Origin of the sequence: Streptomyces sp. NPDC059477, assembly GCF_042749375.1 — a bacterium.
In the GTDB taxonomy this organism is placed as follows: Bacteria; Actinomycetota; Actinomycetes; order Streptomycetales; family Streptomycetaceae; genus Streptomyces.
This window is the reverse complement of record NZ_JBHYUG010000039.1, coordinates 36557-61274: the sequence shown is the minus strand read 5'-3', so window position 1 is coordinate 61274 and position 24718 is coordinate 36557. Positions and strand designations below refer to the sequence as shown.

At 70.8% G+C, this 24718-nt stretch carries 20 protein-coding genes; 9 read left to right on the top strand and 11 right to left on the bottom strand.

Annotated elements, in window-relative coordinates; all coding sequences use genetic code 11:
• Positions 1–3: 3 nt before the first annotated feature.
• The 7 genes from ACFXAZ_RS20820 to ACFXAZ_RS20790 all read left to right on the top strand — a co-directional run bounded on the left by ACFXAZ_RS20820 (position 4) and on the right by ACFXAZ_RS20790 (position 7008).
• Positions 4–417, top strand: coding sequence for a roadblock/LC7 domain-containing protein (locus ACFXAZ_RS20820; protein ID WP_020128762.1), 414 nt, complete (start codon positions 4–6; stop codon positions 415–417).
• 110 nt (positions 418–527) lie between these two features.
• On the top strand, positions 528–923 hold the full coding sequence (locus tag ACFXAZ_RS20815) for a DUF742 domain-containing protein (protein WP_362758586.1): 396 nt from the start codon (positions 528–530) through the stop codon (positions 921–923).
• Positions 904–1494 (top strand): ATP/GTP-binding protein, encoded by a 591-nt coding sequence (locus tag ACFXAZ_RS20810; RefSeq protein WP_384593090.1) that lies wholly within the window; start codon positions 904–906, stop codon positions 1492–1494. The genes ACFXAZ_RS20815 and ACFXAZ_RS20810 overlap by 20 nt, the downstream gene beginning before the upstream one ends.
• 375 nt (positions 1495–1869) lie before the next feature.
• Positions 1870–5337: a nitrate- and nitrite sensing domain-containing protein gene (locus ACFXAZ_RS20805; protein ID WP_384593087.1), complete on the top strand. Its 3468-nt coding sequence runs from the start codon at positions 1870–1872 to the stop codon at positions 5335–5337.
• Between the two features lie 10 nt (positions 5338–5347).
• Complete coding sequence (locus tag ACFXAZ_RS20800) at positions 5348–5761, top strand: roadblock/LC7 domain-containing protein (protein WP_004983065.1); 414 nt, start codon at positions 5348–5350, stop codon at positions 5759–5761.
• Positions 5762–5864: 103 nt separating this feature from the next.
• On the top strand, positions 5865–6437 hold the full coding sequence (locus ACFXAZ_RS20795; protein WP_384593084.1) for a DUF742 domain-containing protein: 573 nt from the start codon (positions 5865–5867) through the stop codon (positions 6435–6437).
• Entirely contained in the window at positions 6418–7008 is a 591-nt protein-coding gene (locus ACFXAZ_RS20790) for an ATP/GTP-binding protein (protein ID WP_384593081.1), read from the top strand. The genes ACFXAZ_RS20795 and ACFXAZ_RS20790 overlap by 20 nt, the downstream gene beginning before the upstream one ends.
• Before the next feature lie 163 nt (positions 7009–7171).
• Here the strand turns inward: ACFXAZ_RS20790 and ACFXAZ_RS20785 are convergent, their stop codons facing one another.
• Together ACFXAZ_RS20785 and ACFXAZ_RS20780 are read right to left on the bottom strand one after the other, a co-directional pair.
• The gene (locus ACFXAZ_RS20785) at positions 7172–7369 is read right to left on the bottom strand and encodes an acyl-CoA carboxylase subunit epsilon (protein ID WP_384593078.1); all 198 of its coding nucleotides are present in this window, start codon (positions 7367–7369) and stop codon (positions 7172–7174) included.
• A gap of 56 nt (positions 7370–7425) precedes the next feature.
• Positions 7426–9021, bottom strand: coding sequence for an acyl-CoA carboxylase subunit beta (locus ACFXAZ_RS20780; RefSeq protein WP_384593075.1), 1596 nt, complete (start codon positions 9019–9021; stop codon positions 7426–7428).
• A 490-nt stretch (positions 9022–9511) separates the two neighbouring features.
• Between ACFXAZ_RS20780 and ACFXAZ_RS20775 the strand changes: the two genes are divergently transcribed.
• The gene (locus ACFXAZ_RS20775; protein ID WP_384593072.1) at positions 9512–10060 is read left to right on the top strand and encodes a YceI family protein; all 549 of its coding nucleotides are present in this window, start codon (positions 9512–9514) and stop codon (positions 10058–10060) included.
• A 67-nt stretch (positions 10061–10127) separates the two neighbouring features.
• Here ACFXAZ_RS20775 and ACFXAZ_RS20770 read toward each other — a convergent pair whose 3' ends face one another.
• From ACFXAZ_RS20770 to ACFXAZ_RS20760, 3 genes are all read right to left on the bottom strand, one after another.
• Positions 10128–10724, bottom strand: a complete 597-nt coding sequence (locus tag ACFXAZ_RS20770; RefSeq protein ID WP_384593070.1) for a YdeI family protein — start codon at positions 10722–10724, stop codon at positions 10128–10130.
• A gap of 106 nt (positions 10725–10830) precedes the next feature.
• Complete coding sequence (locus tag ACFXAZ_RS20765; protein ID WP_384593067.1) at positions 10831–12192, bottom strand: hypothetical protein; 1362 nt, start codon at positions 12190–12192, stop codon at positions 10831–10833.
• A gap of 108 nt (positions 12193–12300) precedes the next feature.
• Entirely contained in the window at positions 12301–15648 is a 3348-nt protein-coding gene (locus tag ACFXAZ_RS20760; RefSeq protein ID WP_384593064.1) for a metallophosphoesterase, read from the bottom strand.
• Between the two features lie 310 nt (positions 15649–15958).
• Between ACFXAZ_RS20760 and ACFXAZ_RS20755 the strand changes: the two genes are divergently transcribed.
• Entirely contained in the window at positions 15959–16612 is a 654-nt protein-coding gene (locus tag ACFXAZ_RS20755) for an SLATT domain-containing protein (protein ID WP_384593061.1), read from the top strand.
• A 196-nt stretch (positions 16613–16808) separates the two neighbouring features.
• Here the strand turns inward: ACFXAZ_RS20755 and cimA are convergent, their stop codons facing one another.
• The 6 genes from cimA to ACFXAZ_RS20725 all read right to left on the bottom strand — a co-directional run bounded on the left by cimA (position 16809) and on the right by ACFXAZ_RS20725 (position 24336).
• Positions 16809–18413, bottom strand: coding sequence for a citramalate synthase (gene cimA, locus ACFXAZ_RS20750; RefSeq protein ID WP_384593058.1), 1605 nt, complete (start codon positions 18411–18413; stop codon positions 16809–16811).
• 498 nt (positions 18414–18911) lie between these two features.
• Entirely contained in the window at positions 18912–19511 is a 600-nt protein-coding gene (locus ACFXAZ_RS20745; protein ID WP_384593055.1) for a TetR/AcrR family transcriptional regulator, read from the bottom strand.
• A gap of 9 nt (positions 19512–19520) precedes the next feature.
• Positions 19521–20558: an agmatine/peptidylarginine deiminase gene (locus tag ACFXAZ_RS20740; protein ID WP_384593052.1), complete on the bottom strand. Its 1038-nt coding sequence runs from the start codon at positions 20556–20558 to the stop codon at positions 19521–19523.
• Positions 20559–20569: 11 nt separating this feature from the next.
• Positions 20570–22276 carry an urease subunit alpha gene (locus ACFXAZ_RS20735; RefSeq protein ID WP_384593049.1) on the bottom strand — a complete coding sequence of 569 codons (1707 nt, stop codon included), beginning with the start codon at positions 22274–22276 and terminating at the stop codon, positions 20570–20572.
• Positions 22273–22968: an urease subunit gamma gene (gene ureA / locus ACFXAZ_RS20730; protein WP_384593046.1), complete on the bottom strand. Its 696-nt coding sequence runs from the start codon at positions 22966–22968 to the stop codon at positions 22273–22275. The genes ACFXAZ_RS20735 and ureA overlap by 4 nt, the downstream gene beginning before the upstream one ends.
• A 279-nt stretch (positions 22969–23247) precedes the next feature.
• Positions 23248–24336 (bottom strand): branched-chain amino acid aminotransferase, encoded by a 1089-nt coding sequence (locus ACFXAZ_RS20725; RefSeq protein ID WP_384593043.1) that lies wholly within the window; start codon positions 24334–24336, stop codon positions 23248–23250.
• Positions 24337–24718: the final 382 nt, after the last annotated feature.

Sequence of the window (24718 nt, the reverse complement as noted above, 5' to 3'; positions counted from 1 at the left end):
CCGATGAGCCAGGCGGCACAGAACCTGAACTGGTTGATCACCAACTTCGTGGACAACACCCCCGGGGTGTCCCACACCGTCGTCGTGTCCGCCGACGGCCTCCTCCTGGCGATGTCGGAGGGCTTTCCGCGCGACCGCGCGGATCAGCTGGCGGCGGTCGCGTCGGGACTCACCTCGCTGACGGCCGGCGCGTCCCGGATCTTCGAGGGCGGCAGTGTCGCGCAGACCGTGGTGGAGATGGAGCGGGGTTTCCTCTTCCTCATGTCCGTCTCGGACGGCTCGTCCCTCGCCGTGCTCGCGCACCCGGAGTGCGACATCGGCCTGGTCGGCTACGAGATGACGCTCCTGGTCGACCGCGCGGGTGCCGTCCTCACCCCCGACCTCCGTGCCGAACTGCAAGGAAGTCTGCTGCACTGACCGGCTCTGGATCCACCCGTCTCACACATCGACATCCGGCCGCCGCACTCCCCCCACCGGCCTCGTCAGATAGCACGACTGACCCACATGCTGTCCCGCCCGGAGGATTCATGACCCCGCCCACCGCTCCTCACGATCCGTACACAGAGGCGTACGGGGACGAGGGTGACGAGCCGCTGGTACGTCCGTACGCCATGACCGGCGGCCGGACCCGGCCGCGCTACCAGCTCGCCATCGAGGCGCTGATCAGCACCACGGCCGACCCGGCGGCGCTCATGGGGCTCCTTCCGGAGCACCAGCGCATCTGCCATCTGTGCCGTGAGGTGAAGTCGGTGGCCGAGGTCTCGGCGCTGCTCACCATGCCGCTGGGCGTCGCCCGGATCCTGGTCGCCGACCTCGCCGAGGCCGGGCTGGTCGCCATTCATCAGCCGGGCGGCGACGAGACCACCGGTGCGCCCGATGTGACACTGCTCGAAAGGGTGCTCAGTGGACTTCGCAAGCTCTAGTGCCGGGCCGGCGGCACCGGGCCGCTCCACCACCTCCGCGAAGATCGTGGTGGCGGGCGGCTTCGGCGTGGGCAAGACCACGTTCGTCGGCGCCGTCTCGGAGATCAACCCGCTGCGCACCGAGGCCGTCATGACGTCCGCGTCAGCGGGCATCGACGACCTCACCCACACCGGGGACAAGACGACCACCACGGTCGCCATGGACTTCGGCCGGATCACCCTGGACCAGGATCTGATCCTCTACCTGTTCGGTACGCCCGGACAGGACCGTTTCTGGTTCATGTGGGACGACCTCGTGCGCGGCGCGATCGGTGCGGTCGTGCTGGTCGACACCCGGAGGCTCGCCGACTGCTTCCCGGCTGTCGACTACTTCGAGAACAGCGGGCTGCCGTTCGTGGTGGCGCTCAACGGATTCGACGGACAGCAGCCCTACAGCCCCGATGAAGTGCGGGAAGCCTTGCAGATCGGGCCGGACACCCCGATCATCATCACGGACGCGCGGCATCGGACCGACGCGAAGTCCGCGCTGATCACGCTGGTGGAACACGCCCTGATGGCGCGGCTGAGGTAGTCCTCAAGTCCGCAGGCGCATAGGGCAGTTGTCGTAGACATTTCGGAGCCGGCTGTGGCCTTTGACACGGTCGGCTCCGGTGTTCATAACGTTTCGGCAGAGGAATCGGGTGGTACGGCAACGCGTCGTCGCCGAGCGGTGTCACTGTGCGCACGACAGCCCCGTCTTTTGACGGGGCTCGCTCTTTATGACCGTTTTATCTAGGACTTACATCACCTGGAATCCAGGGTTCCCCATGTTTGGTGGAGTCCTGGATGACGTGCTGGAATGCCTGAACTGCCCATGGGTCAATGACGTACTCCCCGTCGATGGCGAACGGGCTCTGAGACACTGCGGCACGACAACGGTGCCGACCGCCGAGAGGTTGTTGGTCGAGTGAGGCGAAGCGACAAAGGCCCCGAGCCGCCGGCCCGGGGCAACTTCACCCCGCCGCCGCGCGGAGCGGCGCCGGGCGCGGTGTCCGGCCCGGCCGCGACGGCCACACCCGCACGGACCGGCGGTCGCCTCTCGCCGCGCAACTGGCGGGTGCCCACCCGACTGAACGCGATCCTGCTCATACCCGTGCTGGTCGGGCTCGTCATGGGCGGTTTCCAGGTCAACAACTCGATCGGCACCTGGCAGGAGGCCGAGGACGCGCACAAGGTGGCGCTCCTGGTCCGCGCCGCCGACGAGTACGGCCAGGCCCTGCTCAACGAGCGCGATCTGTCCGCCGCCGATCTGCTCACCGGCAAGGGTGAGACGGACGCGGTCAAGAAACTCCGCGCGGACACCGACGCCGCCAAGCAGAACTTCGACCAGGTCGCCCAGGATCTGCCGAGCACCGCCCGCCTCGACCGCCGGATGGAGCTGTTCCGCTCCAACGAGACCAAGCTCTCCGATCTGCGGGAGCGTGCCTACACCCCCGCCATGGACCCGACGGCCACCGAAGAGGGCTACGTCGCGGTCCAGCACTCGTTGATGGAGTTCGCCAACGAACTCGGCCTCGGCACCGGGAACGTCACCGTGTACGGCCGCAATGTGTACGCCATCTCGCTCGCGAAGGCCGCCGCCTCGCTGGAGCGCGCGATCGGCGTGCATCTGCTGGTGCGCCCGGCCGAGCAGGAGACCGTCGCCGCCCAGCAGCGGGTCTCCCTCGCCTCCTACCGCTATCTCGAAGGCATCGCGGTCAACGAGTTCGTCTCCGGTGCCGACGACGTGGACGTCGAGCGGCTGAACGCCGTCATGGCCGAGAAGCGCGAGGAGGTCGGCGACCAGGGAGAGGCCGTCGACGCCGGGACGTCCACGCAGGGCGGGCTCTACACCCCGATGCCGCTCGCGGACACCATGCTCCAGGGCATCGCGGGCGGTCTGGACGCCGACGCGCTGGACGAGCGCGGGGTCACCGCCACCACCTGGATGGGCGTGGCCACCGCCAAGTTCGAGGGCTACGACGAGATCGAGAAGGAACTCGTCGACAAGGCGGTCACCGAGGCCGCGACCGTGGCCGACAACGCGCGACGGGACACCTTCATCACCGGCGCCGTCGTCGTTGTCGCGCTGCTCGCCGCGTTCATCCTGGCCGGCATGGTGGCCCGCCAGATGAGCCGCTCCATGCGCCGGCTGCGCAACGCCGCGTTCGGCATCGCCGAGCAGCGGCTGCCGATGCTGGTCGACCAGCTCTCGCGCACCGACCCCGGCCGGGTGGACACCCGGGTCGCGCCGATCCCGATCACCTCGACCGACGAGATCGGCGAGGTCGCCCGCGCGTTCGACCAGGTGCACCGCGAGGCGGTCCGGCTGGCCGCCGAGCAGGCCCTGCTGCGGGGCAACATCAACGCGATCTTCACCAACCTCTCGCGCCGCAACCAGTCGCTCATCGAGGGCCAGCTGACCCTGATCACCGACCTGGAGAACAACGAGGCCGACCCGGACCAGCTGGAGAACCTCTTCCGGCTGGACCACCTGGCCACCCGGATGCGCCGCAACGGCGAGAACCTCCTGGTCCTCGCGGGCGAGGAGCCCGGCCGCCGCTGGGACCAGCCGGTCCCGCTGGTGGACGTGCTGCGCGCCGCCTCCTCCGAGGTGGAGCAGTACGAGCGCATCGAGCTCCAGGGCGTCCCCGAGGCCGAGATCCACGGCCGGGCCGTGACCGACCTGGTGCATCTGCTGGCCGAGCTGCTGGAGAACGCCACCACGTTCTCCTCCCCGCAGACCAAGGTCCGGGTCACCGCGACCCGGCTGCCCGACGGCCGCGTGATGATCGAGATCCATGACAAGGGCATCGGCCTGACCGCCGAGGACTTCGCGGACATCAACCACAAGCTGGCCAACCCGCCGACCGTGGACGCCGCGATCTCGCAGCGCATGGGCCTGTTCGTGGTCGGCCGGCTCTCCGACCGGCACGGCATCCGGGTCCAGCTGCGCCCCTCCGGTGAGCAGGCGGGCACCACCTCGCTGGTCATGCTCCCGGACGCCATCACGCACGGCGGTGGCGGCGAAGTCCCGCTGGGGCGCGAGGAATTCACGGTCTCGCAGATCGTCCCCGCGCAGAACTTCCCGCAGCAGAGGTCCACGGAACAGAACGCGCCGGAAGGGAACGCGCCGGAACCGAGCTTCGCCGGTCAGGGCTTCCCGGAGCAGGGCTTCCCTGGGCAGAGCCTCCCGGGCCAGGGCCTTCCCGGTCAGAGCCTTCCAGGTCAGGGCCTCCCGGGGCAGGGCTTCCCGGAGCAGGGCTTCCCGGGCGGCGAGAGCTTCGGCCTGCCGCAGGCGCAGCCGCAACCGCAGCTCACCGCCGCCGACCTCGGCTTCGACGACAGCCGTTACACCGAGGCCCCCGACGATCCGAGCGACGTCGACCCGGCGGGCCGCCCGCTGATGGGCGACGAGCGCCGCGCGGCTCTGGAGACACAGTCCCAGCAGCCCGTACCGGAGACTCCGGCGTACGACGAGTTCGGGGCGCAGCAGCCGCAGTCCTACGACAACGCAAACGGCACCGGCACCCCGGGGTACAGCACCACGGCCGCCGGCTACGCCGGCAACGGCAACGGGCAGCTCGACCACGCCGGACAGCAGGACACCTTCGTACCGCAGCAGCCTGCGTACGACGAGCAGTACTTCGCGCCGAACGGCGACCTGCCGCGGAGCGAGGGCTACCCGGCGCCCGGCGGCTACCCGGACACCGCCTACGCGGAGCAGCCGCAGAGCGAGCCGCGGTCCACCGGGCAGAACGGCTACCCCGCCCAGCAGGAGCAGCCCTACGCCCAGGAAGAACGGCCCTACCAGGAGGAGCAGCCCTATCAGAGCGACTGGTCCCAGCCGAACGGCTACCGGAACGGCTATCCGGACCAGTACGCTCCGGAAGCGGAATCCACGCAGGTCGCTGACGCGGCCGAACGGGAAAGCGTAGGCTTCGAGCGTCCGGGACCGCTCCCCTCCGCCGGGCATGAGCTGACCGACGCCGGACTTCCGCGCCGCGGCTCCACCGCGAGCGGCGCGGGCGCGGGTCGGTCAAGGAACCGGGAAGCGGCGGCTCCCGCGGCGAACGGCACGGCCCAGGACAGCTGGCGCTCGGCGAACGACGAGCGCTGGCAGCAGGCCGCGCAGCTCCGCAAGCCCAAGGCGGGTGGGGTCACCTCCTCCGGCCTGCCGCGGCGGGTGCCCAAGGCCAATCTGGTCGAGGGTGCCGCGGAGACCACCCCGCAGGGCGGCGCACAGGTCTCCCGCGCCCCCGAGGACGTCCGGGGCAGGTTGAGCAACCTGCGCCGGGGGGTCCAGCGGGGACGCAGTGCAGGAAGTGACAAGAACGGCCAGGCCACCAGCGAGCAGCACGGTGGTCCTGACAGCACCTACAACCAGGAGCGTTAGTGTGAGCCCGATGAGCCAGGCGGCACAGAACCTGAACTGGTTGATCACCAACTTCGTGGACAACACCCCCGGGGTGTCGCACACGGTGGTGGTCTCCGCCGACGGACTCCTTCTGGCGATGTCCGAAGGCTTTCCCCGCGACCGTGCCGACCAGCTCGCGGCCGTCGCCTCCGGTCTGACCTCGCTGACCGCCGGTGCCTCGCGCATCTTCGAGGGCGGCAGCGTGAATCAGACGGTCGTGGAGATGGAGCGGGGCTTTCTCTTCATCATGTCCATCTCCGACGGGTCCTCGCTCGCGGTGCTGGCCCACCCGGAGGCGGACATCGGTCTCATCGGATACGAGATGGCGCTCCTGGTCGACCGGGCGGGCACGGTGCTGACGCCGGATCTCCGGGCGGAACTCCAGGGGAGCCTGCTCAACTAACAGACAGACGGTGCGTTTTCGGGTCCCGTGGCCGTAAGGTTTCGGGACGCGGCTCCACAGCGATGGGTGCCCCGGCACAGAGGCACAGTCGGAGGAGGAGAAAGTGGCAACATCCCCAGGCGGTTCGTCCTCGGGCAATTGGTCGTACGGCCCCGGCCAGGGGCATGGCGACGGTTCCGCGAACCCGTACAACTTCCCCTCCACCCCCAGCCACCGGCAGCCGTACGCACCCCAGGGACCAGGTCACTCGCCGTACGGCCAGCCGGGTGCCCCACGCATCCAGCCCGTACAGCCGCAGCGCCGTCACCCTGAGCCGGCGCCCGCCGGGTCGATGAACAACCCCCTGGTGCGCCCGTACGCCATGACGGGCGGTCGCACCAGGCCGCGGTACCAGCTCGCCATCGAGGCGCTGGTGCACACCACCGCGGCTCCGCACCAGTTGCACGGGCAGTTGCCCGAGCATCAGCGGATCTGCAACCTGTGCCGGGAGATCAAGTCGGTGGCCGAGGTCTCGGCACTGCTCTCGATCCCCCTCGGCGTGGCCAGGATCCTCGTCGCCGACTTGGCGGAGGCGGGACTGGTAGCCATCCATCAGCCCGGCGGCGACGAGAACGCCGGCGGCCAGCCAGACGTGACACTGCTCGAAAGGGTGCTCAGTGGACTTCGCAAGCTCTAGCGGAGGGCCGGTTGCTCAAAGTCGCTCCACCACCTCCGCGAAGATCGTGGTGGCGGGCGGCTTCGGCGTGGGCAAGACCACGTTCGTCGGCGCCGTCTCGGAGATCAACCCGCTGCGCACCGAGGCCGTCATGACGTCCGCGTCGGCGGGCATCGACGATCTCACCCACACCGGGGACAAGACCACGACGACCGTGGCCATGGACTTCGGCCGGATCACGCTCGACCAGGATCTGATCCTGTATCTGTTCGGTACGCCCGGACAGGACCGTTTCTGGTTCATGTGGGACGACCTCGTGCGCGGCGCGATCGGTGCGGTCGTGCTGGTCGACACCCGGAGGCTCGCCGACTGCTTCCCGGCTGTCGACTACTTCGAGAACAGCGGGCTGCCTTTCGTCATCGCCCTGAACGGGTTCGACGGGAATCAGCCGTACTCGCCGGACGAGGTGCGGGAGGCTCTTCAGATCGGGCCGGATACGCCGATCATCATCACGGATGCGCGGCATCGGGCCGACGCGAAGTCGACGCTCATCACGTTGGTCGAGCATGCGTTGATGGCTCGGCTGAGGTAGGTGTGATTCGGCCGATGGGGTGCCGCGCCCGGTTGTGTGCCGGGTGCGGGTAGTTCGTGGCTGGTCGCGCAGTTCCCCGCGCCCCTGGAAACCAAGGACAAAGGGCAAAAACGCAAGGGCCCCTCTCCTGGTGGAGAGGGGCCCTTGCGTTGGGCGGGGTGGGTCAGCGCCAGCTGTGGGGGGCTCGGAAGCCGGGCTCGCGCTCCAGGCGGCGCCAGGGCGCGCGGGCGGGGCCGTTGTGGGCCGGCGCCGCCGGGGTGGCGGAGTGGACGGCGGCACGGGCCAGCAGGATCGCCGTGATGGCGGCGACCTCCTCGGGCTCGGCATGGCCCTTCTCGACGCGGATGTCAGGGGAGTTCATGGCTTCAGTCTCCGTGGGAGAGGGGTCCGCGGGGTTGCCGCGGGGGGTCCGCTGGGTTACTGCGGGGGATTGCCGTGCTTGCGGGACGGCAGGTCGGCGTGCTTGTTGTGCAGCATCGCCAGGGACCTGGCCAGCACCTCACGGGTCTCGGCGGGGTCGATGACGTCGTCGACCAGACCGCGCTCGGCCGCGTAATACGGGTGCATCAGCTCGGACTTGTACTCCTTGACCATGCGGGCCCGCATGGCCTCGGGGTCCTCGGCACCGGCGATCTGCCGGCGGAAGATGACGTTGGCGGCACCTTCGGCGCCCATCACGGCGATCTCGTTGGTCGGCCAGGCGTAGGTGAGGTCGGCGCCGATGGACTGGCTGTCCATGACGATGTACGCACCTCCGTACGCCTTGCGCAGGATCAGGGAGATCCTCGGCACGGTGGCGTTGCAGTACGCGTACAGCAACTTCGCTCCGTGGCGGATGATTCCGCCGTGCTCCTGGTCAACCCCCGGGAGAAAGCCGGGGACATCAAGGAACGTGATGATCGGAACATTGAAAGCGTCACACATCTGCACAAAGCGCGCAGCTTTTTCCGACGCCTCGATGTCCAGGACGCCCGCGAGGACCTGCGGCTGGTTGGCGACGATGCCGACGGCCCGTCCGTCGATCCGGCCCAGGGCGCAGATGATGTTCCGCGCCCAGCGCTCGTGGACCTCCAGGAAGTCGCCGTCGTCGACGATCTCCTCGATCACCTTCGCCATGTCGTAGGGCCGGTTGCCGTCGGCCGGGACCAGGTCCAGCAGCACCTCGCCGCGGCGCTCCACGGGGTCGGTGGCCTCGACCCGGGGCGGGTTCTCGCGGTTGTTCTGCGGCAGCAGCGACAGGAGGTAGCGCACCTCGGCGATGCAGGTCTCCTCGTCGTCGTACGCGAAGTGGCAGACGCCGGAGGTCTCGGCGTGCACGTCGGCGCCGCCCAGGCCGTTCTGGGTGATCTCCTCGCCGGTGACCGCCTTGACGACGTCCGGGCCGGTGATGAACATCTGCGAGGTCTCGCGGACCATGAACACGAAGTCGGTGAGGGCGGGGCTGTAGGCCGCGCCGCCCGCGCACGGGCCGAGCATCACCGAGATCTGCGGGATGACGCCGGACGCCTTGGTGTTGCGCTGGAAGATGCCGCCGTAGCCGGCGAGCGCGCTCACGCCCTCCTGGATACGGGCGCCCGCGCCGTCGTTGAGGGAGACCAGCGGGGCACCGGCCGCGATGGCCATGTCCATGATCTTGTGGATCTTGGTGGCGTGGGCCTCGCCCAGCGCGCCGCCGAAGATCCGGAAGTCGTGCGCGTACACGAAGACCGTACGGCCCTCGACCGTGCCCCAGCCGGTGATCACACCGTCCGTGTACGGCTTCTTCGCCTCCAGGCCGAAGCCGGACGCCCGGTGCCGGCGCAGTTGCTCGACCTCCTGGAAGGACCCGGCGTCCAGCAGCAGCTCGATGCGCTCCCGGGCGGTCAGCTTGCCCTTGGCGTGCTGTGCCGCGGTCGCCTTCTCGCTCGGCCCGGCGACCGCCTGCGCACGGATCTCGTGCAGCTCGGCGACGCGCCCGCGCGCGTCCGTCGGCTCGCCGGTGGGCTCACCCGTCGTCTCTTCCAAAACGGTCATGTAGCGACCTTACGAACTCCGCCAAGGAAAGCGAGCCGTCGACTCCGTACAGTCTCCGGCCCGTTTTCCTGGTACCACTGAACAGAACCTCACCGCTATGCAGGCGTTCCGACTGCTCAGACGGCGTGGGCCTTGTGGGGGTCGAACAAAGGGGTCACCCGAGTGCCGACCCGCATTCCGGTCGGCGGCATGCCGTCGCCGGAGTGATGTGGGGCGTTCGGAGGCGGTTTGTGCGGCACGCTTCCAGCAGACAGCGAACACCCGCCGAGCACGCAACAAGGCACGCACAGGCAAGCAGAAGACAAGGATGCGCAACACGCCACCCTCGATGTTGAAACTTGAACCGAATGGGTCTAGGGTCAGCACCGCAGGAATCATTGAAGATTCAACCGATTCCCTCGACCACACCGTTCCGGCCGATGTGACCGGTTCGACTGGTTCAATCGATTCGACCGCACGGCTCCGGCCGCCTTTCCCCAGGGAGCACGCCATGACCGACCTCAGCGCAGTGACCGGCGAGTACACCCTCGACCCCGCCCACACCACCATCGGCTTCACCGCCCGGCACGCCATGGTGACCAACGTCAAGGGGAAGTTCCTCGACTTCACCGGCACGCTGCACCTCGACGGCGACGACCCGGCCAAGTCCACGGCGGCCATCGACGTGAAGATGGAGAGCGTGGACACGGGCAACCCCGACCGTGACGGCCACCTGAAGAGCTCGGACTTCTTCAAGATCGACGAGTTCCCGACGATGACCTTCCGCTCCACCAGGGCCGAGGCCGTCGGTGACGACGACTACCGGATCACCGGCGATCTCTCCGTCCTCGGTGTCACCAAGCCGATCACCATCGACCTGGAGTTCAACGGCGCCGCCAAGGACCCGTTCGGCAACGAGCGCGTCGGTTTCGAGGGCAAGACCGAGATCAAGCGCTCGGAGTGGGGCCTGACCTGGAACGCGGCGCTGGAGACCGGCGGCTTCCTGGTCTCCGACAAGATCAAGCTGAACTTCGACATCTCGGCGATCAAGAGCGCCTGACCGCCAACTCACCGCCGCTCGACCGCCGGTCGCGGGCCGCCCTCCGGGGCGGCCTTCGCGTGTCCCCCTACGTGACCTCCGTGGCCTCTGTGGTCCCCGGGGCAGCCTCCAGCCGTGCCACCTCCGCCGCCAGCCGCGACGCCCGCCCGCGCGCGGTACGGGTCCGTTGCAGCCTCAGGCCGACGAGAAACCGGTCGGTCCTGCCGAGCCGGTCGAAGGCCGCCCGGGCTCCCGGGCTCTGCTCCAGCGCCGCCGCCAGGTCGTCCGGCACGGTCGCGTTGCGCTGTGACTCGTACGCCACCGCCCAGCGGCCGTCCGCCTGGGCAGCCGTCACCTCGGCCCGGCCGGCGGACCGCATCCGGCCCGCCGCCTCCAGTTCGGCCACCCGGCGCACATTGACCATCGACCACTGGCTGCCGCGCCGGCGCGGGGTGATGCGCTGGAGGAAGTACGTCTCGTCCAGCGACCGGCGCTGACCGGTGATCCAGCCATGGCACAGGGCCACGTCGTTGACGTCCTCCCAGCTGACCGAGAGCACGCCGGAGCCCTTCTTCGCGACCTTCACCCACAGCCCGGGATGCGGTGCCGGATGCCCGGCGAGCCAGGAGTCCAACGCGTCGACGGAGCCGAAGGGCAGCGGGGTGGTGCCGTCTGGAGTCGTCATGGACATCACCGTAGAGCGGGAGTAGGACAGATACGGTCCTATACGGGGCTCCCCTCGGCCCCCTCGGCCCCCTCGGCCCCCTCGGCCCCCTCGGCCCGCAGGTGCTTCAGAACCCCCCGCCGAAGTCGCCTCCGCCGAACCCGCCGCCACCCCCGAAGTCGTCTCCCCCGCCGAAGCCGCCGTCGAAGTCGCCGGGGTCGAAATCCGCGCCCGAGACCTCGCCGCCCTGGTGGCCGGCCGCGCCGAAGTCGCCGTAGCCGGAGCCGTAGTCGGCGGCGTAGGACGGGGTGGCCATGGCGCTGCCCAGGAGGGTGCCGAGGAGCAGGCCGGGCAGGAGGCCGCCGCCGAAGTAGCCGCCCGCCCAGGGGCCGTAGGCGGGTCCGGCGTCCCAGTACGGGCGGCGTCCGCCCGCCGTCTCGACCTCGCGGATACTCGGGGGCTCGCCGTCCTCCAGCCGGGTGCGGTCGGCCGCGCAGACCGGCACCTCGCGGGTGGCGCCGCCGGGCGGGGTCCAGGTGACGTCCGCGACGGACGGGCCGTGACGCGGGTCGAAGAAGCAGGGCGGGCGGCGTTCGGGCAGCGGGGTGCCCTCGCGGCGGGCGGCGAGCAGGGCGAGCGAGAAGCGGCCGTCCTCCAGGGCCTGGGTGACGCCGCGCACGTCCTCGGGGCGGGTCGCGGCGGACATCAGGGACTTGGCCTGTTCGTAGGCGTCCAGGGCGCGTTCGTAGTCGGCGCGCATGGCGTCGTCGGCGCGGGGCTCGGCGGGGTGGAAATCGAGCCGGTCGAGTTCCTCGCCGAAGGCGGTGATGTCCTCGTCCACGACGACCGCCAGCTTCTCAAGCGCGGCCCGCTGCTCCTGCTCATGGCGGGTGCGGTTGCGCCGGACCAGGGCGTACGCGGTCACCCCGCCAGCCGCGAGGACGCCGCCGAGGGCGATCAGGCCGGTGGCCGACACGCCGTCGGCGCCGCCGCCCTGGCTCCAACTGCTGGGGGCGGTGCCGCCGACGTTGCGCAGGGCGTCGTCCACGAAGTCGTTCAGCTGGGCCTTGGCGTCACCCGCGCCCTGCACGGCGGTGACCAGGTTGGTCACGCCCTGCCGGCTCATCACGCCGCTGTCCGCGCGGGCGTCGAACCGGTCGCCGAGCCGGATGCCGTACAGGCCGGTGATGCCGGTCTGGGTACGCAGGTTCTCGAAGAGGTTCTGGGTGGGGTAACCGGCCGGCAGGACGGCCACGAAGACCGGTTTGCCCGCCGCCTCGATCTTGTCGGCGAGCGCCCTGGCGTCGGAGTCGGAGAGGATGCCCGTCGCGGCGGGGTCGACGTACACCGGCCCCTCGCGCAGCGACTCGGCGACCTTGGAGAGATCGGTGGCGGCATGGGCGCCCGGCGCGCCCACCAGGACCGCCAGCACGGCGGCGACCGGCACGATCAGCAGACGGACGACATCCCGTACCAGCGTGCCCTTCATACATTCGAAAGTACCCGAATGGCCGGGAAACGGGCATCTTTCGCGCCCTCACGCCTTAGATCATGCCTTGATTTAAAGCGCTTGATCTAGCGCTCGATCTCAAGCGCGTCACATCCCCTGCGCGATGGCGAACTCCTCGCCGCGTTGCAGGGACTGGAGGCGGCGCTGACGCATGCCCTGGACCATCTGGTTGCGGGAGTAGTTGCGGGCGGGGCCGGTCGGGAACTCCTTGCGGTGCACGGCGATGTCGCACAACAGGTTCTCCAGCATGCCGAGTTCGTCCTTTCCGAGGTCGGGCTGGAGATAGCTGGTGAACGCGAACAGCCGCAGGATCTCGCCGATCACCTCCCGCTCGCCGTGCCGTTTGACGACGGCCGAGGCGTGCCGGACCCAGTCCCGGTCGCCCATGTGCCGCATCAGGAGCACCGCCATCAGCGCCTGTCCCGGCTGCTCGACGAACTCGCCCTCGCCGAGCGCCTCGCCGGTCAGCCGGGACAGCTTGCCGCTGGCCAGCACCTGGGAGAGCGCCCAGTAGGAGGACAGGACCGGCGAGTACAGCTCGACCCGGCCCATGAAGCTCTCGAACTCCTCCTCGGAGATCTCCTGGCGCTCCAGGACCTCGGCGAGGGACTCACGGAAGACGCTGCGGCCGTCGCGGTTGTTCCACTCGGCGGCCATCAGCGCGGCGCGCACCCCGTAGCCGTTCAGGCACAGCCGCAGTGTCTGGCGCTTGAGGTCGAGGTTGCGCACCAGTTCGCTGCTGCGCAGCACATCGGCGAGCAGGTCCAGCGCCTCGACGTACGCCTCGAACTCGGTGGGGCTGAAGCCGGCGCCCTGGCGCTGGTCCTGGGCGAGGGTCTGTATGGCGTCGGCCTGGTCCTTGAGGTCGTCCATCATCACCCGGAACTCGCCGGGGACCTCGGGCGGCGGGCTGCCGGACTCGTAGGCGAGGTCGGTGGGGAAGAAGTCGTCGAGGACGGCTTCGGCGTCCTCCAGCCAGCCCTCCTTGGTCGCCAGCACGGAGAACGGGTCGTTGCCGCCGTCGCCGAGGCGTTCGCGCAGCGCCCGGAAGCCGTCGGCGGTGGTGCTCAGCAGGTCGGCGTCGTTGCGGCGCAGGGCGGCGGTGTGCCGGATGACCTGGGCGTGCCGCAGCGGGGCGGCCAGCACCTGTTCCTTCAGCTCGGTGGACTCGTCCATCCGGTAGGCGGCGAGCAGGGGCCGGATCATGGGCTGGCAGAAGTGGATGACGCCGTCGCGCTCGGTGAGGATGCGCTTGTGTATGAGGGCGTCGAGGACGACACCGGACGGCTCGGACCAGCCGAGCCCCTTGAAGTAGTCGAGCAGATACTGCTCGGCCTCCATCCGGGGCAGCGAGTCCTTGCCGGTGAGCATGAGGTGTTCGTTGACGCAGGCCACGATGTCGCGCAGGGCCAGGAAGTCGAGTTCGAAGCGGCGGTCGACGCGCGGGTCGTCCCGGCCCAGCAGCAGGCCCAGGTAGGACTCCAGGATGGCGGTGCTGTTGGCCCCGGTCGTCCAGTCCTGCGCTCCGGCGGTGGACAGCAGCGCGGCCAGCATCACCGGGGTGCGGGGCAGTCCGCCGCGGGTCAGCAGGTCGAGCATCGCGTTGACATCGGCCTCGGACTCGTCGGGGCGCAGCAGCCGGACCAGGGCGCGCAGCTCACGGCGGCCGAAGGGGCCGATGTGCCGGGTGCGGACGGGGAGGCCCTCGGCGGTCATGGCGGCGGCGACGCGGTGCGAGGCGGTGGTACGGCAGCCGAGGAAGGCGAGGTCGCGCGGGTGCAGGGCGAGGAACTTCAGCAGGTGCCGCAGCCGCTTCTCGGAGCGCGGGTCGATGTTGTCGACGACGAGGGCGAGCAGGGGCAGTTCGTCGCGCCGGCCGAGCGCGATGCCCGCGCCCGCGAGCTGTCTGCGGATCTCCTTCTCGACGCCGCTGGGCCCGTTCTCGACGGCGGTGAAATCGACGACGACCGGGACGTACTGCGGCTCGCGCCGGTAGGCGGCGTGGGCGAGCCACTGGAGGGCGCTGGTCAGACCGGTGTACTCGTCGCCGACGATCAGGAAGTGGCGGTGTTCGCCGAGGCTCTCGATCATCTCGTCGGCGCTGACCCGGCCCTCCTCCAGATCCTGCAACGCCATCCACTGGTCGACGCTCACCCGCAGCAGCACCGGCGGGACCAGCAGCCCCTCCATCGGCAGCTGCTCCCGCTCCGGGCCGAGGATCAGCGAGCGTTCGCGTACGGCGTCCACCAGGGACTCGGCGGCGAGGTCGGCGGCGGTGAGGGCGACGGGGGGATCGCCGGCCGGGGCCTCTCCGACGGCTTCGGCGACGGGGGCTTCGGCGACCGGGGTTTCACCGGCGGCGGGCTCCGCTCCGGGCCCGGCGGCGGGTGCGGCGGCCTGCGTCGCCGTGGGTGCAGCGGGGGCCGTCGGGGCGGTGACCGACCCGGTGGTGGAGGCGGTGGGGTCGGCCGGGCGCGCGGGCGGGGTGAAGTCGATGTCGAGGCGGCCCTCCGCGACCGCGTTGCGGCCCTCGTCGAAGACATCACGGCCGTCGTAGTAGCTGCGCACGTGCACGGTGTAGGCGCGCGGGTCCTGCGCGCTGCGTACGTCGATGACGCTGTAGGCGTTGAGATAGTCCCGCCACTGGAAGAGGGACCCGGCGGCGCTGTGCATGAGGGTGCCGGTCTTCCCGGCGATGCCCGCCGGGTCGACCACATGGACATGGCCGGTGCACAGCACGTCGAAGCGGCCCAGCTCGCGGCGTACGTCGCCACGGTCGAACTCGGCGAGCCAGTCCACCGGGTGGTGCATCACGGCGAGCTTGAGACCGGCGTCGCCGAGGGCGTCGGCGGCGTGGGTCATCTGCCGGTCGCCGACGATGAGATGGGCCCGGTCGGCGTCGTCGCCGGCGCCGGTCGCGCGCCAGCAGGAGGTCAGACAGGCGGCGGCGACCTCGGTGCCGGCCGCGGTGAAGCGGTGCAGGGTGAGCAGCGGGGAGAGGCGCTCGACGGAGGTGCCGGCGTAGTAGTCGTCGGTGAACTCCACCCAGGCGGCGAGCCGGTCCAGGTGGGACATCAGGTTCTCGCGGTCGAGGAACCTGTTGACCTTGTCCCGGTCGGTGAGCATCGCCCGCAGCCCGGCCTCCTGGAACTCCTCGATGCGGGATATGTCGACATCGTGGTTGCCGGGCGCCAGGATCATCCGGTCCCGGTCGAGACCGAGCAGCTCCTGGAGCGGGTCCAGGAGCAGTTTCCGGGCCAGGGCGAACTGTCCGGGTTTGCCGCCGAAGGCGAGATCGCCGCTGAAGACCACACAGTCGACGGGCGTCTGCCGATGCCTTTCGGCCACATCCTTCAGGAATGCCTTCAGAACTTTGTTCTGGTCGACTCCCCAGTCGTCTCTGGCGTGCAGATCACTGATGTGGACGATGCGCACGGAACACCCCCGGCTTGCCTGGTGACGCGTGGGAACAGCTTATGCGGGCCCTTGCCCGTCGGGGAGGCAGTCAAGCACCCTTGGGGCCCTCAACTGCCCATGCCGGACGCCCTTCTTGACGGCGCGTGAGACACCGGGCCGGGTGGCGCATACCATGCCTCGTGCCGCAGTACGACGTACAGGCATCCGAACCGGCACGGAACAACGGGCGGGCACGGACATCGCCGTACGGCGCTCGGCGGCGCGGTACCGCAGGGATCAGCCAGAAAGGGCAGGGACGGACATGCCGAGGAGACGCAGGGTCGCGGACATGACGGTGTCCGAACTCACCGAGCTGGACCGCGCGCGCAGCCGGTCCGAGGTGCTGTGGGACCTGTTCAAGCAGGCGGAGGCGGAGGTCGTCACGGCGATCAACTGGTACCTCGGCCGCCGCCGGGGCCCCTCGCGCTGGTCGCGTTCGCTGCGGGCCCTGGCCGGGCTGCTCGGCATCGTCGGCACGCTCACCCCGCTGGTGCACGCGGCCGACCCGACGCTGCTCCAGCCGGAGTGGGGCTTCGTCTTCCTGGCGGGGGCGGCGGGCGCGGTCCTGTTCGACCGCATCTTCGGCTTCTCCGCGTCCTGGACCCGCTACATCCGTACCGAGATCGCCCTCCAGCAGGTGCTGAAGAAGGCCCAGACGGACTGGGCCCTGACGTATCTGCGCACCACCGACTCCCCCAGCGACAAGGAGCAGGCGGCGCTGCTCGCCGTCATCGAGCGGCTGCGGGCCGACGCCCAGCGGATCATGGAGGAGGAGAGCGCGACCTGGATCGGCTACCTCGCCGACAGCATGGAGGAGCTGACCCGCTCCACCTCCGCCAACTCCGGCCAGCGCTCCGGCGGCGCGGGCCTGTTCCGCCTGGACCGGGTGCCGGGCCGCGACCGGGGCCCGGAGGTACCCCGCTCCCGCGACTCAGCGATGTGACCACGCCCTTTTTGTCTGTTGTCTTTGGTCTTCAGGGGGCGCGGGGGGGCCACGCTTCTACGGGCATGGGATGCCGCATCCGCTACGGGCGCGGGCAGCCGCGCCCTTGAGGGGCGCGGGGAACTGCGCGACCAGCCGACGACCACCCGCACCCGACCACCGGCCACGACCAGCCCCCCGCGCCCCCAGCGGAGCGTCATCGCGCGGGCGCGACGCCCGCCCGCAGCAGCCCGTACGTGTACGCGTCCTCCAGCGCCTGCCAGGACGCGGCGATGACGTTCTCCGCGACACCGACCGTCGACCACTCGCCGGAGCCGTCCGTCGTGGAGATCAGCACCCGGGTCGTGGACTGGGTGCCGTGCACGCCCTCCAGGATGCGGACCTTGTAGTCGACCAGTTCCAGCTGGGCGAGCTGGGGATAGATCTTCTCCAGGGCCACGCGCAGGGTCCGGTCCAGCGCGTTGACCGGCCCGTTGCCCTCCGCCGTGGCGACGATCCGCTCCCCCTTGGCCCACAGCTTCACCGTGGCCTCGTTGGCGTGGGTTCCGTCGGGCCGGTCCTCCACGATCGCCCGCCAGGACTCGACCCGGAAGTAGGACAGCGGACCGCCCTCGACCTCGGCGCGCAGCAGCAGTTCGAAGGACGCGTCGGCCGCTTCGTACGTGTAGCCCTTCAGTTCGCGTTCCTTGACCCGCTCGACCACGCGGCCGACGAGTTCGCGGTCGCCGCCGAGGTCGATGCCCAGTTCCTTGCCCTTCAGCTCGACGGAGGCGCGGCCGGCCATGTCGGAGACGAGCATCCGCATGGTGTTGCCGACCTGCTCGGGGTCGATGTGCTGGTAGAGGTCCGGGTCGACCTTGATCGCGGAGGCGTGCAGCCCGGCCTTGTGGGCGAAGGCGGAGACGCCGACGTAGGGCTGGTGGGTGGAGGGGGTGAGGTTGACGACCTCGGCGATGGCGTGCGAGATACGGGTCATCTCACGGAGCCTGCCCTCGGGCAGGACCCGCTTGCCGTACTTCAGCTCCAGGGCGGCGACCACCGGGAAGAGGTTGGCGTTGCCGACCCGCTCGCCGTAGCCGTTGGCCGTGCACTGGACGTGGGTGGCGCCCGCGTCGACGGCGGCGAGGGTGTTGGCGACCGCGCAGCCGGTGTCGTCCTGGGCGTGCATGCCGAGCCGGGCGCCGGTGTCGGCGAGGACGGTGGCGACGACGGCCTGGACCTGCGCGGGCAGCATCCCGCCGTTGGTGTCGCACAGCACGACCACCGAGGCGCCCGCCTCGGCCGCCGTCCGGACGACCGCCTTCGCGTACTCCGCATCGGCCCGGTAGCCGTCGAAGAAGTGCTCGCAGTCGACGAAGACCCGGCGGCCCTGGTCCCGGAGGAAGGAGACGGTGTCCCGGATCATCTCCAGGTTCTCCTCCAGCGTGGTGCGCAGCGCCAGCTCGACATGCCGGTCGTGCGCCTTGGCGACCAGCGTGATCACCGGGGCCCCGGACTCCAGCAGCGCCCTGACCTGCGGGTCCTCGCTCGCCTTGGCACCGGCCCTGCGGGTCGCGCCGAACGCGACGAGCTGCGCGTGGCGGAAGTCGATCTCCTGCCGGGCGCGGGCGAAGAACTCGGTGTCACGGGGGTTGGCGCCGGGCCAGCCGCCCTCGATGAAGCCCACGCCGAAGTCGTCCAGGTGCCGTGCGATGGCCAGCTTGTCGGCGACGGTGAGGTTGATGCCCTCCCGCTGCGCACCGTCGCGCAGGGTGGTGTCGAAGACATGGAACGAGTCGTCGCGCTCGCTGGTTTCCGTCATGGTTCAAGGCTCCTGAGGTGATGATCGCGGTCTGTACCGGAATGACCGGTTCCACCGTCCCCCTATGATCCCTCGCGCTCCGTTTCCCGGCTGTAGGTGGGCCAGAAATGCGAAAAACCTCTCGCGGGTGCGAGAGGTCTGCGCGCGGGTCGAGACGACGGTGGCCGCCCGTACGTGGTCGTACCGGGCGGTCACTGCGGACCGGCGCGCCTGCTGCCAATAATCGTGGCGAACGAGAGCACGGGGGCAGTCTGGCACAGACCGTCCCCGTGCTCACCGTGTGTCTCAGGATGCGGTCAGCGCGTGGTGGTCACCGGGTAGGAACGGCCGTCGCCCCGCTCCCCCGTCGCCGCGACGACCGCGACCCGGACACGCCTTCAGGCGTCGGGCGCACGCCCCGTTCCGGCGTCCCCGTTGCTCCCCGTGCAGCGCATGGCCCCCTGTTCCGGCGTCCCGCACCCGCCCCCTTCCCGCGTCGGAGGGACGACCCCGCCGCCGTCACGCGTCCCGTGCGAGCCCCTCGTCCAGGAACTCCCGTACATGGCCGAGAATCGACGTCCGGTCGGCGCCGCGCAGCCCGATCGCCACCTGGAGGGAGAAGCCGTCCAGCAGGGCGCGCAGCCGGGCCGCGAACCGGTCGGCGTCGACGGCCCGGAACTCGCCGCGCGACATGCCCTCGGCCAGCAGCGCCACCAGGTCCCGGTGCCAGGCACCCTCGATGGCGGCCTGCCGGTCGCGGGCGTCGTCGGCGGCGTTCTGCGAGCGGTTCCAGACCTCCAGCCACAGCGTCCAGTGCGGGTCGCGGTGGCCGTCGGGGACGTACAGGTCGACGTAGGCGTCGAGGCGGGCGCGGGCGGTGGCGGGGCGGGTGAGCAGCCGGGCGCGTTCGGCGCCGAGCCGGCCCTCGCTCCACTCCAGGGTCCGCAGCAGCAGTTCGTCCTTGGAGCCGAAGTAGTACAGGAGATGTCCGCTGCTCATGCCGACCTCGCGGCCGAGCGCCGCCATGGTGAGCTGCTCAAGACCGCGCTCGGCGATCATCGCCATGGCGGCGGCGAGGACGTCCTCGCGGGGAGGTGCCTGTCTGCGCCCACCGGCCATCCGCGCTCCCTAGATCTTCGGCTGCTGCTGGGTGACGCAGTGGATGCCGCCGCCGCCCGCGAAGATCGTACGGGCGTCGACGAGGGTCACCGTCCGCTCCGGGAACAGCCGGCGGAAGATCCGGGCCGCCTCCTCGTCGCGCGGGTCACCGAAGCCGCAGAGCACGACCCCGCCGTTGCAGAGGTAGTGGTTGATGTACGAGTGGTCGGCCCAGTGCCCGTCGGTCTCCAGGACGGTCGGGGCGGGCACCTCGACCACCTCCAGGGGCCGCCCGTGGGCGTCGGTCGCGGCCCGCAGGATGCCGATGACCTCCCGGGTCACCTCGTGGTCGGGGTGGGCCGGGTCCGGCTGGTGGTGGGCGACGACCACACCGGGGCGGGCGAACGCGGCCACGATGTCGACATGGCCGAGGGTGCCGTAGCCGTACGGCGGATAGTCGGCGGTGAGGCCGCGGGGCAGCCAGATCGCCTTGCGGGTGCCCAGCAGGCCGTGGATCTCGGTTTCGGCCTCCGCCCGCGTCCAGTGCGGATTGCGCTCGGGGCCGAGCTGGACGGTCTCGGTCAGCAGGACGGTGCCCTCGCCGTCGACATGGATCGCGCCGCCCTCGTTGACCAGCCGCGAGGTGTACGTCCGGGCCCCCGCGAGGTCGGCGACATACGCGGCGATCTTCGCGTCGTGCTCCCAGCGGGCCCAGTCCTGGGCGCCCCAGCCGTTGAACGTCCAGTCGACGGCGGCGAGTTCCCCGCGCCCGTCGGTGAGGAAGGTCGGCCCGATGTCCCGCATCCAGGCGTCGTCCAGCTCGCGTTCCACGGTGTCGACGCCCTCGCCGAGCAGCGCCCGCGCCTGCGCCGACTGCCCCGGCCCGCACACCACGGTCACCGGCTCGAAGCGGCGTACGGAACGGGCGACGGCGGCCCAGGCGATCCGGGCGGCGGCGAGGTCCTCCGGGGTGTCGAAGGTGGGGTTGGGGCCGGGCCAGGCCATCCAGGTGCGTTCGTGCGGGGCCCACTCGGGGGGCATACGGAAGCCGTCGGCGGCAGCGGACATGGGGTGCGTCCTCACAGGAAGTACAGGCGGTTGAGGGAGACGGAGTCGGCGGGCGCCGAGCGCAGCGGCTCGCCGTCCAGGGTGACCAGCCCGGTGCGCTGATCGACGTCGACGGCTCCGGTACGGGTGTTGCGGCGCAGGTCGGCCGGGCCGATCCCGCGCGTCCCGCGCACGGCGACCCGGCGGCGGCGGGTCGGCATCCGGTCGCCGCCCTGGTCGAGGGCGGCCCGGGCGACGAAGGCCACGGACAGATCGGCCGGGGTGGCGCCGTACGCCCCGAACTGCGGGCCGAGCACCAGGGGTTCGCAGGTGTCGGTGGCCGCGTTGGGGTCGCCGACCACGCCGTAGGCCGGGAAGCCGGACTTGAGCACCAGTTGCGGTTTGGCGCCGAAGTACTCGGGCCGCCACAGGACGAGGTCGGCGAGCTTGCCGACCTCGATGGAGCCGACCTCGTGGGCGAGGCCGTGGGCGAGGGCGGGGTTGATGGTCAGCTTGGCGATGTAGCGCAGCACGCGCGCGTTGTCGTGCCCGCCGTGCCCGCCATGCCCGTCCTGTCCGTCGTCGCCCTCCAGGGCGCCGAACTCGGCCTTCATCTTCCCGGCCATGGCGAACGTCCGCCGTACGGTCTCCCCGGCCCGCCCCATGCCCTGCGCGTCGGAGGAGGTGATGCCGATGGCGCCCAGGTCGTGCAGCACGTCCTCGGCGCCCATGGTCCCGGCACGGATCCGGTCCCGGGCCATGGCGGCGTCGCCGGGCAGGTCGGTCTTGAGGTCATGGACCGAGACGATCATCCCGTAGTGCTCGGCGACCGCGTCCCGGCCGAAGGGCAGGGTGGGGTTGGTGGAGGAGCCGATGACGTTGGGCACCCCGGCCAACTTCAGCACGTTCGGGACGTGTCCGCCGCCGCAGCCCTCGATGTGGAAGGCGTGGATGGTCCGCCCCTCCAGCACCCGCAAGGTGTCCTCGACGGACAGGCACTCATTGAGCCCGTCGCTGTGCAGCGCCACCTGGACGTCATGCTCCTCGGCGACGCGCAGCGCGGTGTCGAGCGCCCGGGTGTGCGCCCCCATGTCCTCGTGCACCTTGAACCCGGACGCCCCGCCCTCCGCGAGCGCCTCGACCAGCGGGGCCGCGTCGGAGGACGAACCCCGGCCCAGGAAGCCGATGTTGACCGGCCAGGCGTCGAAGGCGTTGAAGGCGTGCCGCAGCGCCCAGGGCGAATTGACGCCGACGCCCCACACCGGCCCGAACTCCTGGCCGATGATCGTGGTCACGCCGGACGCCAGCGACGCCTCCATGATCCGCGGCGACAGCAGATGCACATGGGTGTCCACGGCCCCGGCGGTGGCGATCAGCCCCTCGCCGGACACGATGGTGGTGCCGGTCCCGACGACGACGTCGACCCCGTCGAGGGTGTCGGGGTTCCCGGCCCGCCCGATGGCCGAGATCCGCCCCTCGCGGATCCCGATGGACACCTTGCGGATCCCGAGGACGGCATCGATCACGACGACATTGCTGATCACGACGTCACAGGTCTCGCGCACGGCCGCGGCCTTGAGGTGCAGTCCGTCGCGGGCGGTCTTCCCGAACCCGGCGAGGAACTCGTCGCCGTAGCGCTGCGCGTCGTCCTCGACGCGGATCACCAGCCCCGAGTCCCCGAGCCGGATCCGGTCCCCGGCACGCGGCCCGTGGGTGGCGGCGTACTCGTACGGATTCATCGGCCGGCTCCTTCGGGTGCGACCCCCAGATATCCGCAGGCGGCGGCCCTGCGCAGGGCCTCTTCCTTGGCCCCCGGCGCGTCCAGCGGCCCGTCGACCAGCCCGGCGAACCCGATCGCGATCCGCGCGCCCCCGATCGGCAGCAGCCCGACCTCGGCACGCTCACCGGGCCCGAACCGCACGGACGACCCGGCGGGCACGGCGAGCCGCATCCCGTAGGCCCGCTCCCGTACGAAGTCCAGGCGCGGGTTGGCCTCGAAGAAGTGGAAGTGGGAGGTGACGGAGACCGGCACGGTGGCGGTGTTGGTGACCGTGAGCCGGACGACCGCCTCGGGCTCCTCGTGCCCGGGCCCCGGGAGCAGCGCGCCGGGGGCGTCCCCGCCCAGCCCGCCGCCGAGCGGGTCCGCGACGACGGCGAGCCGTGAGCCGTCCTCGAACACGGCCTCGACATGCACCTCGGTGACGACATCGGCGACGCCCGGCAGCACATCGTCCGGGCCGAGCACGGACCGCGCCCGCTCGATCGCCTCCGCGAGCCGGACACCGTCACGGGCGGCCTCGCAGACGGTGTCCGCGATCAGCGCGGTGGCCTCCGGCACGTTCAGCCGCAGTCCCCGGGCCCGGCGGGCCCGCGCCAGCTCGGCGGCCCCGAAGAGCAGCAGCCGGTCACGCTCGGTCGGGGTGAGCCTCATGACACGGACACCTCCTTGCCTCCTCCGTCATTTAGAGCGTCACTCTAAACGACGGATTCCCAGAAAAGGAAGGGGCCGCACACCTTGAAGGAACCTTGACGGGATCCCGAGGCCGCCCCCAAGGGATCGATATAGAGCACCGCTCAAACAACGAAAGAGACATGCGGAAGGCCCGCCCCGAAGACGAGAACGGGACGGGCCTCGCTCCACGCACCCTGCGTGTCCTATCTGCCCTGCCTACCCTGCATGCCCTGCGCGCCTTTCGACGCCACCGGCTGCTCAGCCCAGCGGATGCATCCAGCCGTGCACGTCGTCGGCCGTGCCGCGCTGGATGTCGAGCAGCGCCCGGCGCAGCCGGGTCGTCACCTCGCCGGGCTCGCCCCCGCTCTGCTGCCACTCGCCGCCGGCCCGCTTGACGGTCCCGACCGGTGTGATGACGGCGGCCGTGCCGCAGGCGAAGACCTCGGTGAGGGTGCCGTTGGCGGAGTCGCGCCGCCACTGCTCGACGGAGATCTTGCCCTCCTCGGCGGTGTAGCCGAGGTCACGGGCGACGGCGAGCAGCGAGTCGCGGGTGACGCCCTCCAGGATGGAGCCGGTGAGGGTGGGGGTGATGATCCGGTCCCCGTAGACGAAGTACAGGTTCATGCCGCCGAGTTCCTCGACCCAGGTGTGCTCGACCGCGTCGAGGTAGCAGACCTGGTCGCAGCCCTTGGCGGCGGCCTCGGCCTGGGCGAGCAGGGAGGCCGCGTAGTTGCCGCCGGTCTTGGCGTCGCCCATGCCGCCGGGCACCGCGCGGACCCGGTCGTCGGAGACCCAGATGGAGACGGGCTTGACCCCACCGGGGAAGTAGGCGCCGGCCGGGGAGGCGATGACCAGGAACAGATACTCGCTCGCCGGGCGCACCCCGAGCCCGACCTCGGTCGCGATCATGAACGGGCGCAGATACAGGGACTCCTCGCCGCCGTGCGCCGGCACCCAGTCCTTGTCCTGCCGGACCAGGGCGTCACACGCCTCGACGAAGGTCTCGACCGGCAGTTCGGGCATGGCGAGGCGGCGGGCGGAGCGCTGGAAGCGCAGCGCGTTCTGATCGGGCCGGAAGGTGGCGACCGAGCCGTCGGGGCGGCGGTACGCCTTCAGGCCCTCGAAGATCTCCTGGGCGTAGTGCAGCACCGCGGTGGCCGGATCGAGGGGGATCGGGGCGTACGGAACGAGCTGCCCGTCGTGCCAGCCGCGGCCCTCGGTCCACTTGATGGTGACCATGTGGTCGGTGAAGTGACGGCCGAAGCCGGGGCTGGCCAGGATCGCCTCACGCTCCGCCGCGGACAGCGGGCTCGCGGAGGGCTTCAGCTCGATCGTGGACGTCGTCATGGGTCAGGGTCCTTTGCTTCCTGGCATCGGGGCGGGGCGGCTCCGGTCGGCGGCCGGGGGTCCGGGGCGGGCCTGGAGGGTGCAGCATGTGTTCAGTTGGGGTGACGGGTCGCGCTCGCCCGCGTACGCCCGGTCATCGATAGTAGGACGTCCGAGCATCGTAGGGAGACGCGGTCCCCTTGTCCGATTATCGCCCGGCCGGGGTGGCGGATGAAACGGGGTGGACGGGGCGGGCAAGGGGTGAGCACGGCGGCATACGAAAGCCGCCCGGGGGGGGCGCCCCCCCCCCGCGCCCGGGGGGGCACCCCGTTGTCCCCGGCGGCGCCCCCCACCACGAGGCCGGGCCCGGCGCCCCCCAACGAGGTGGGGGGGGGCGGCGGTG

Excerpts from the sequence above, each read along its gene's own strand:
- ACFXAZ_RS20820 (WP_020128762.1), top strand. The coding sequence starts at position 4 with ATGAGCCAGGCGGCACAGAACCTGAACTGGTTGATCACCAACTTCGTG.
- ACFXAZ_RS20815 (WP_362758586.1), top strand. The coding sequence starts at position 528 with ATGACCCCGCCCACCGCTCCTCACGATCCGTACACAGAGGCGTACGGG.
- ACFXAZ_RS20800 (WP_004983065.1), top strand. The coding sequence starts at position 5,348 with ATGAGCCAGGCGGCACAGAACCTGAACTGGTTGATCACCAACTTCGTG.
- ACFXAZ_RS20785 (WP_384593078.1), bottom strand. The coding sequence starts at position 7,369 with ATGAACTCCCCTGACATCCGCGTCGAGAAGGGCCATGCCGAGCCCGAG.
- ACFXAZ_RS20780 (WP_384593075.1), bottom strand. The coding sequence starts at position 9,021 with ATGACCGTTTTGGAAGAGACGACGGGTGAGCCCACCGGCGAGCCGACG.
- ACFXAZ_RS20775 (WP_384593072.1), top strand. The coding sequence starts at position 9,512 with ATGACCGACCTCAGCGCAGTGACCGGCGAGTACACCCTCGACCCCGCC.
- ACFXAZ_RS20770 (WP_384593070.1), bottom strand. The coding sequence starts at position 10,724 with ATGACGACTCCAGACGGCACCACCCCGCTGCCCTTCGGCTCCGTCGAC.
- ACFXAZ_RS20765 (WP_384593067.1), bottom strand. The coding sequence starts at position 12,192 with ATGAAGGGCACGCTGGTACGGGATGTCGTCCGTCTGCTGATCGTGCCG.
- ACFXAZ_RS20755 (WP_384593061.1), top strand. The coding sequence starts at position 15,959 with ATGACGGTGTCCGAACTCACCGAGCTGGACCGCGCGCGCAGCCGGTCC.
- cimA (WP_384593058.1), bottom strand. The coding sequence starts at position 18,413 with ATGACGGAAACCAGCGAGCGCGACGACTCGTTCCATGTCTTCGACACC.
- ACFXAZ_RS20745 (WP_384593055.1), bottom strand. The coding sequence starts at position 19,511 with ATGGCCGGTGGGCGCAGACAGGCACCTCCCCGCGAGGACGTCCTCGCC.
- ACFXAZ_RS20740 (WP_384593052.1), bottom strand. The coding sequence starts at position 20,558 with ATGTCCGCTGCCGCCGACGGCTTCCGTATGCCCCCCGAGTGGGCCCCG.
- ACFXAZ_RS20735 (WP_384593049.1), bottom strand. The coding sequence starts at position 22,276 with ATGAATCCGTACGAGTACGCCGCCACCCACGGGCCGCGTGCCGGGGAC.
- ureA (WP_384593046.1), bottom strand. The coding sequence starts at position 22,968 with ATGAGGCTCACCCCGACCGAGCGTGACCGGCTGCTGCTCTTCGGGGCC.
- ACFXAZ_RS20725 (WP_384593043.1), bottom strand. The coding sequence starts at position 24,336 with ATGACGACGTCCACGATCGAGCTGAAGCCCTCCGCGAGCCCGCTGTCC.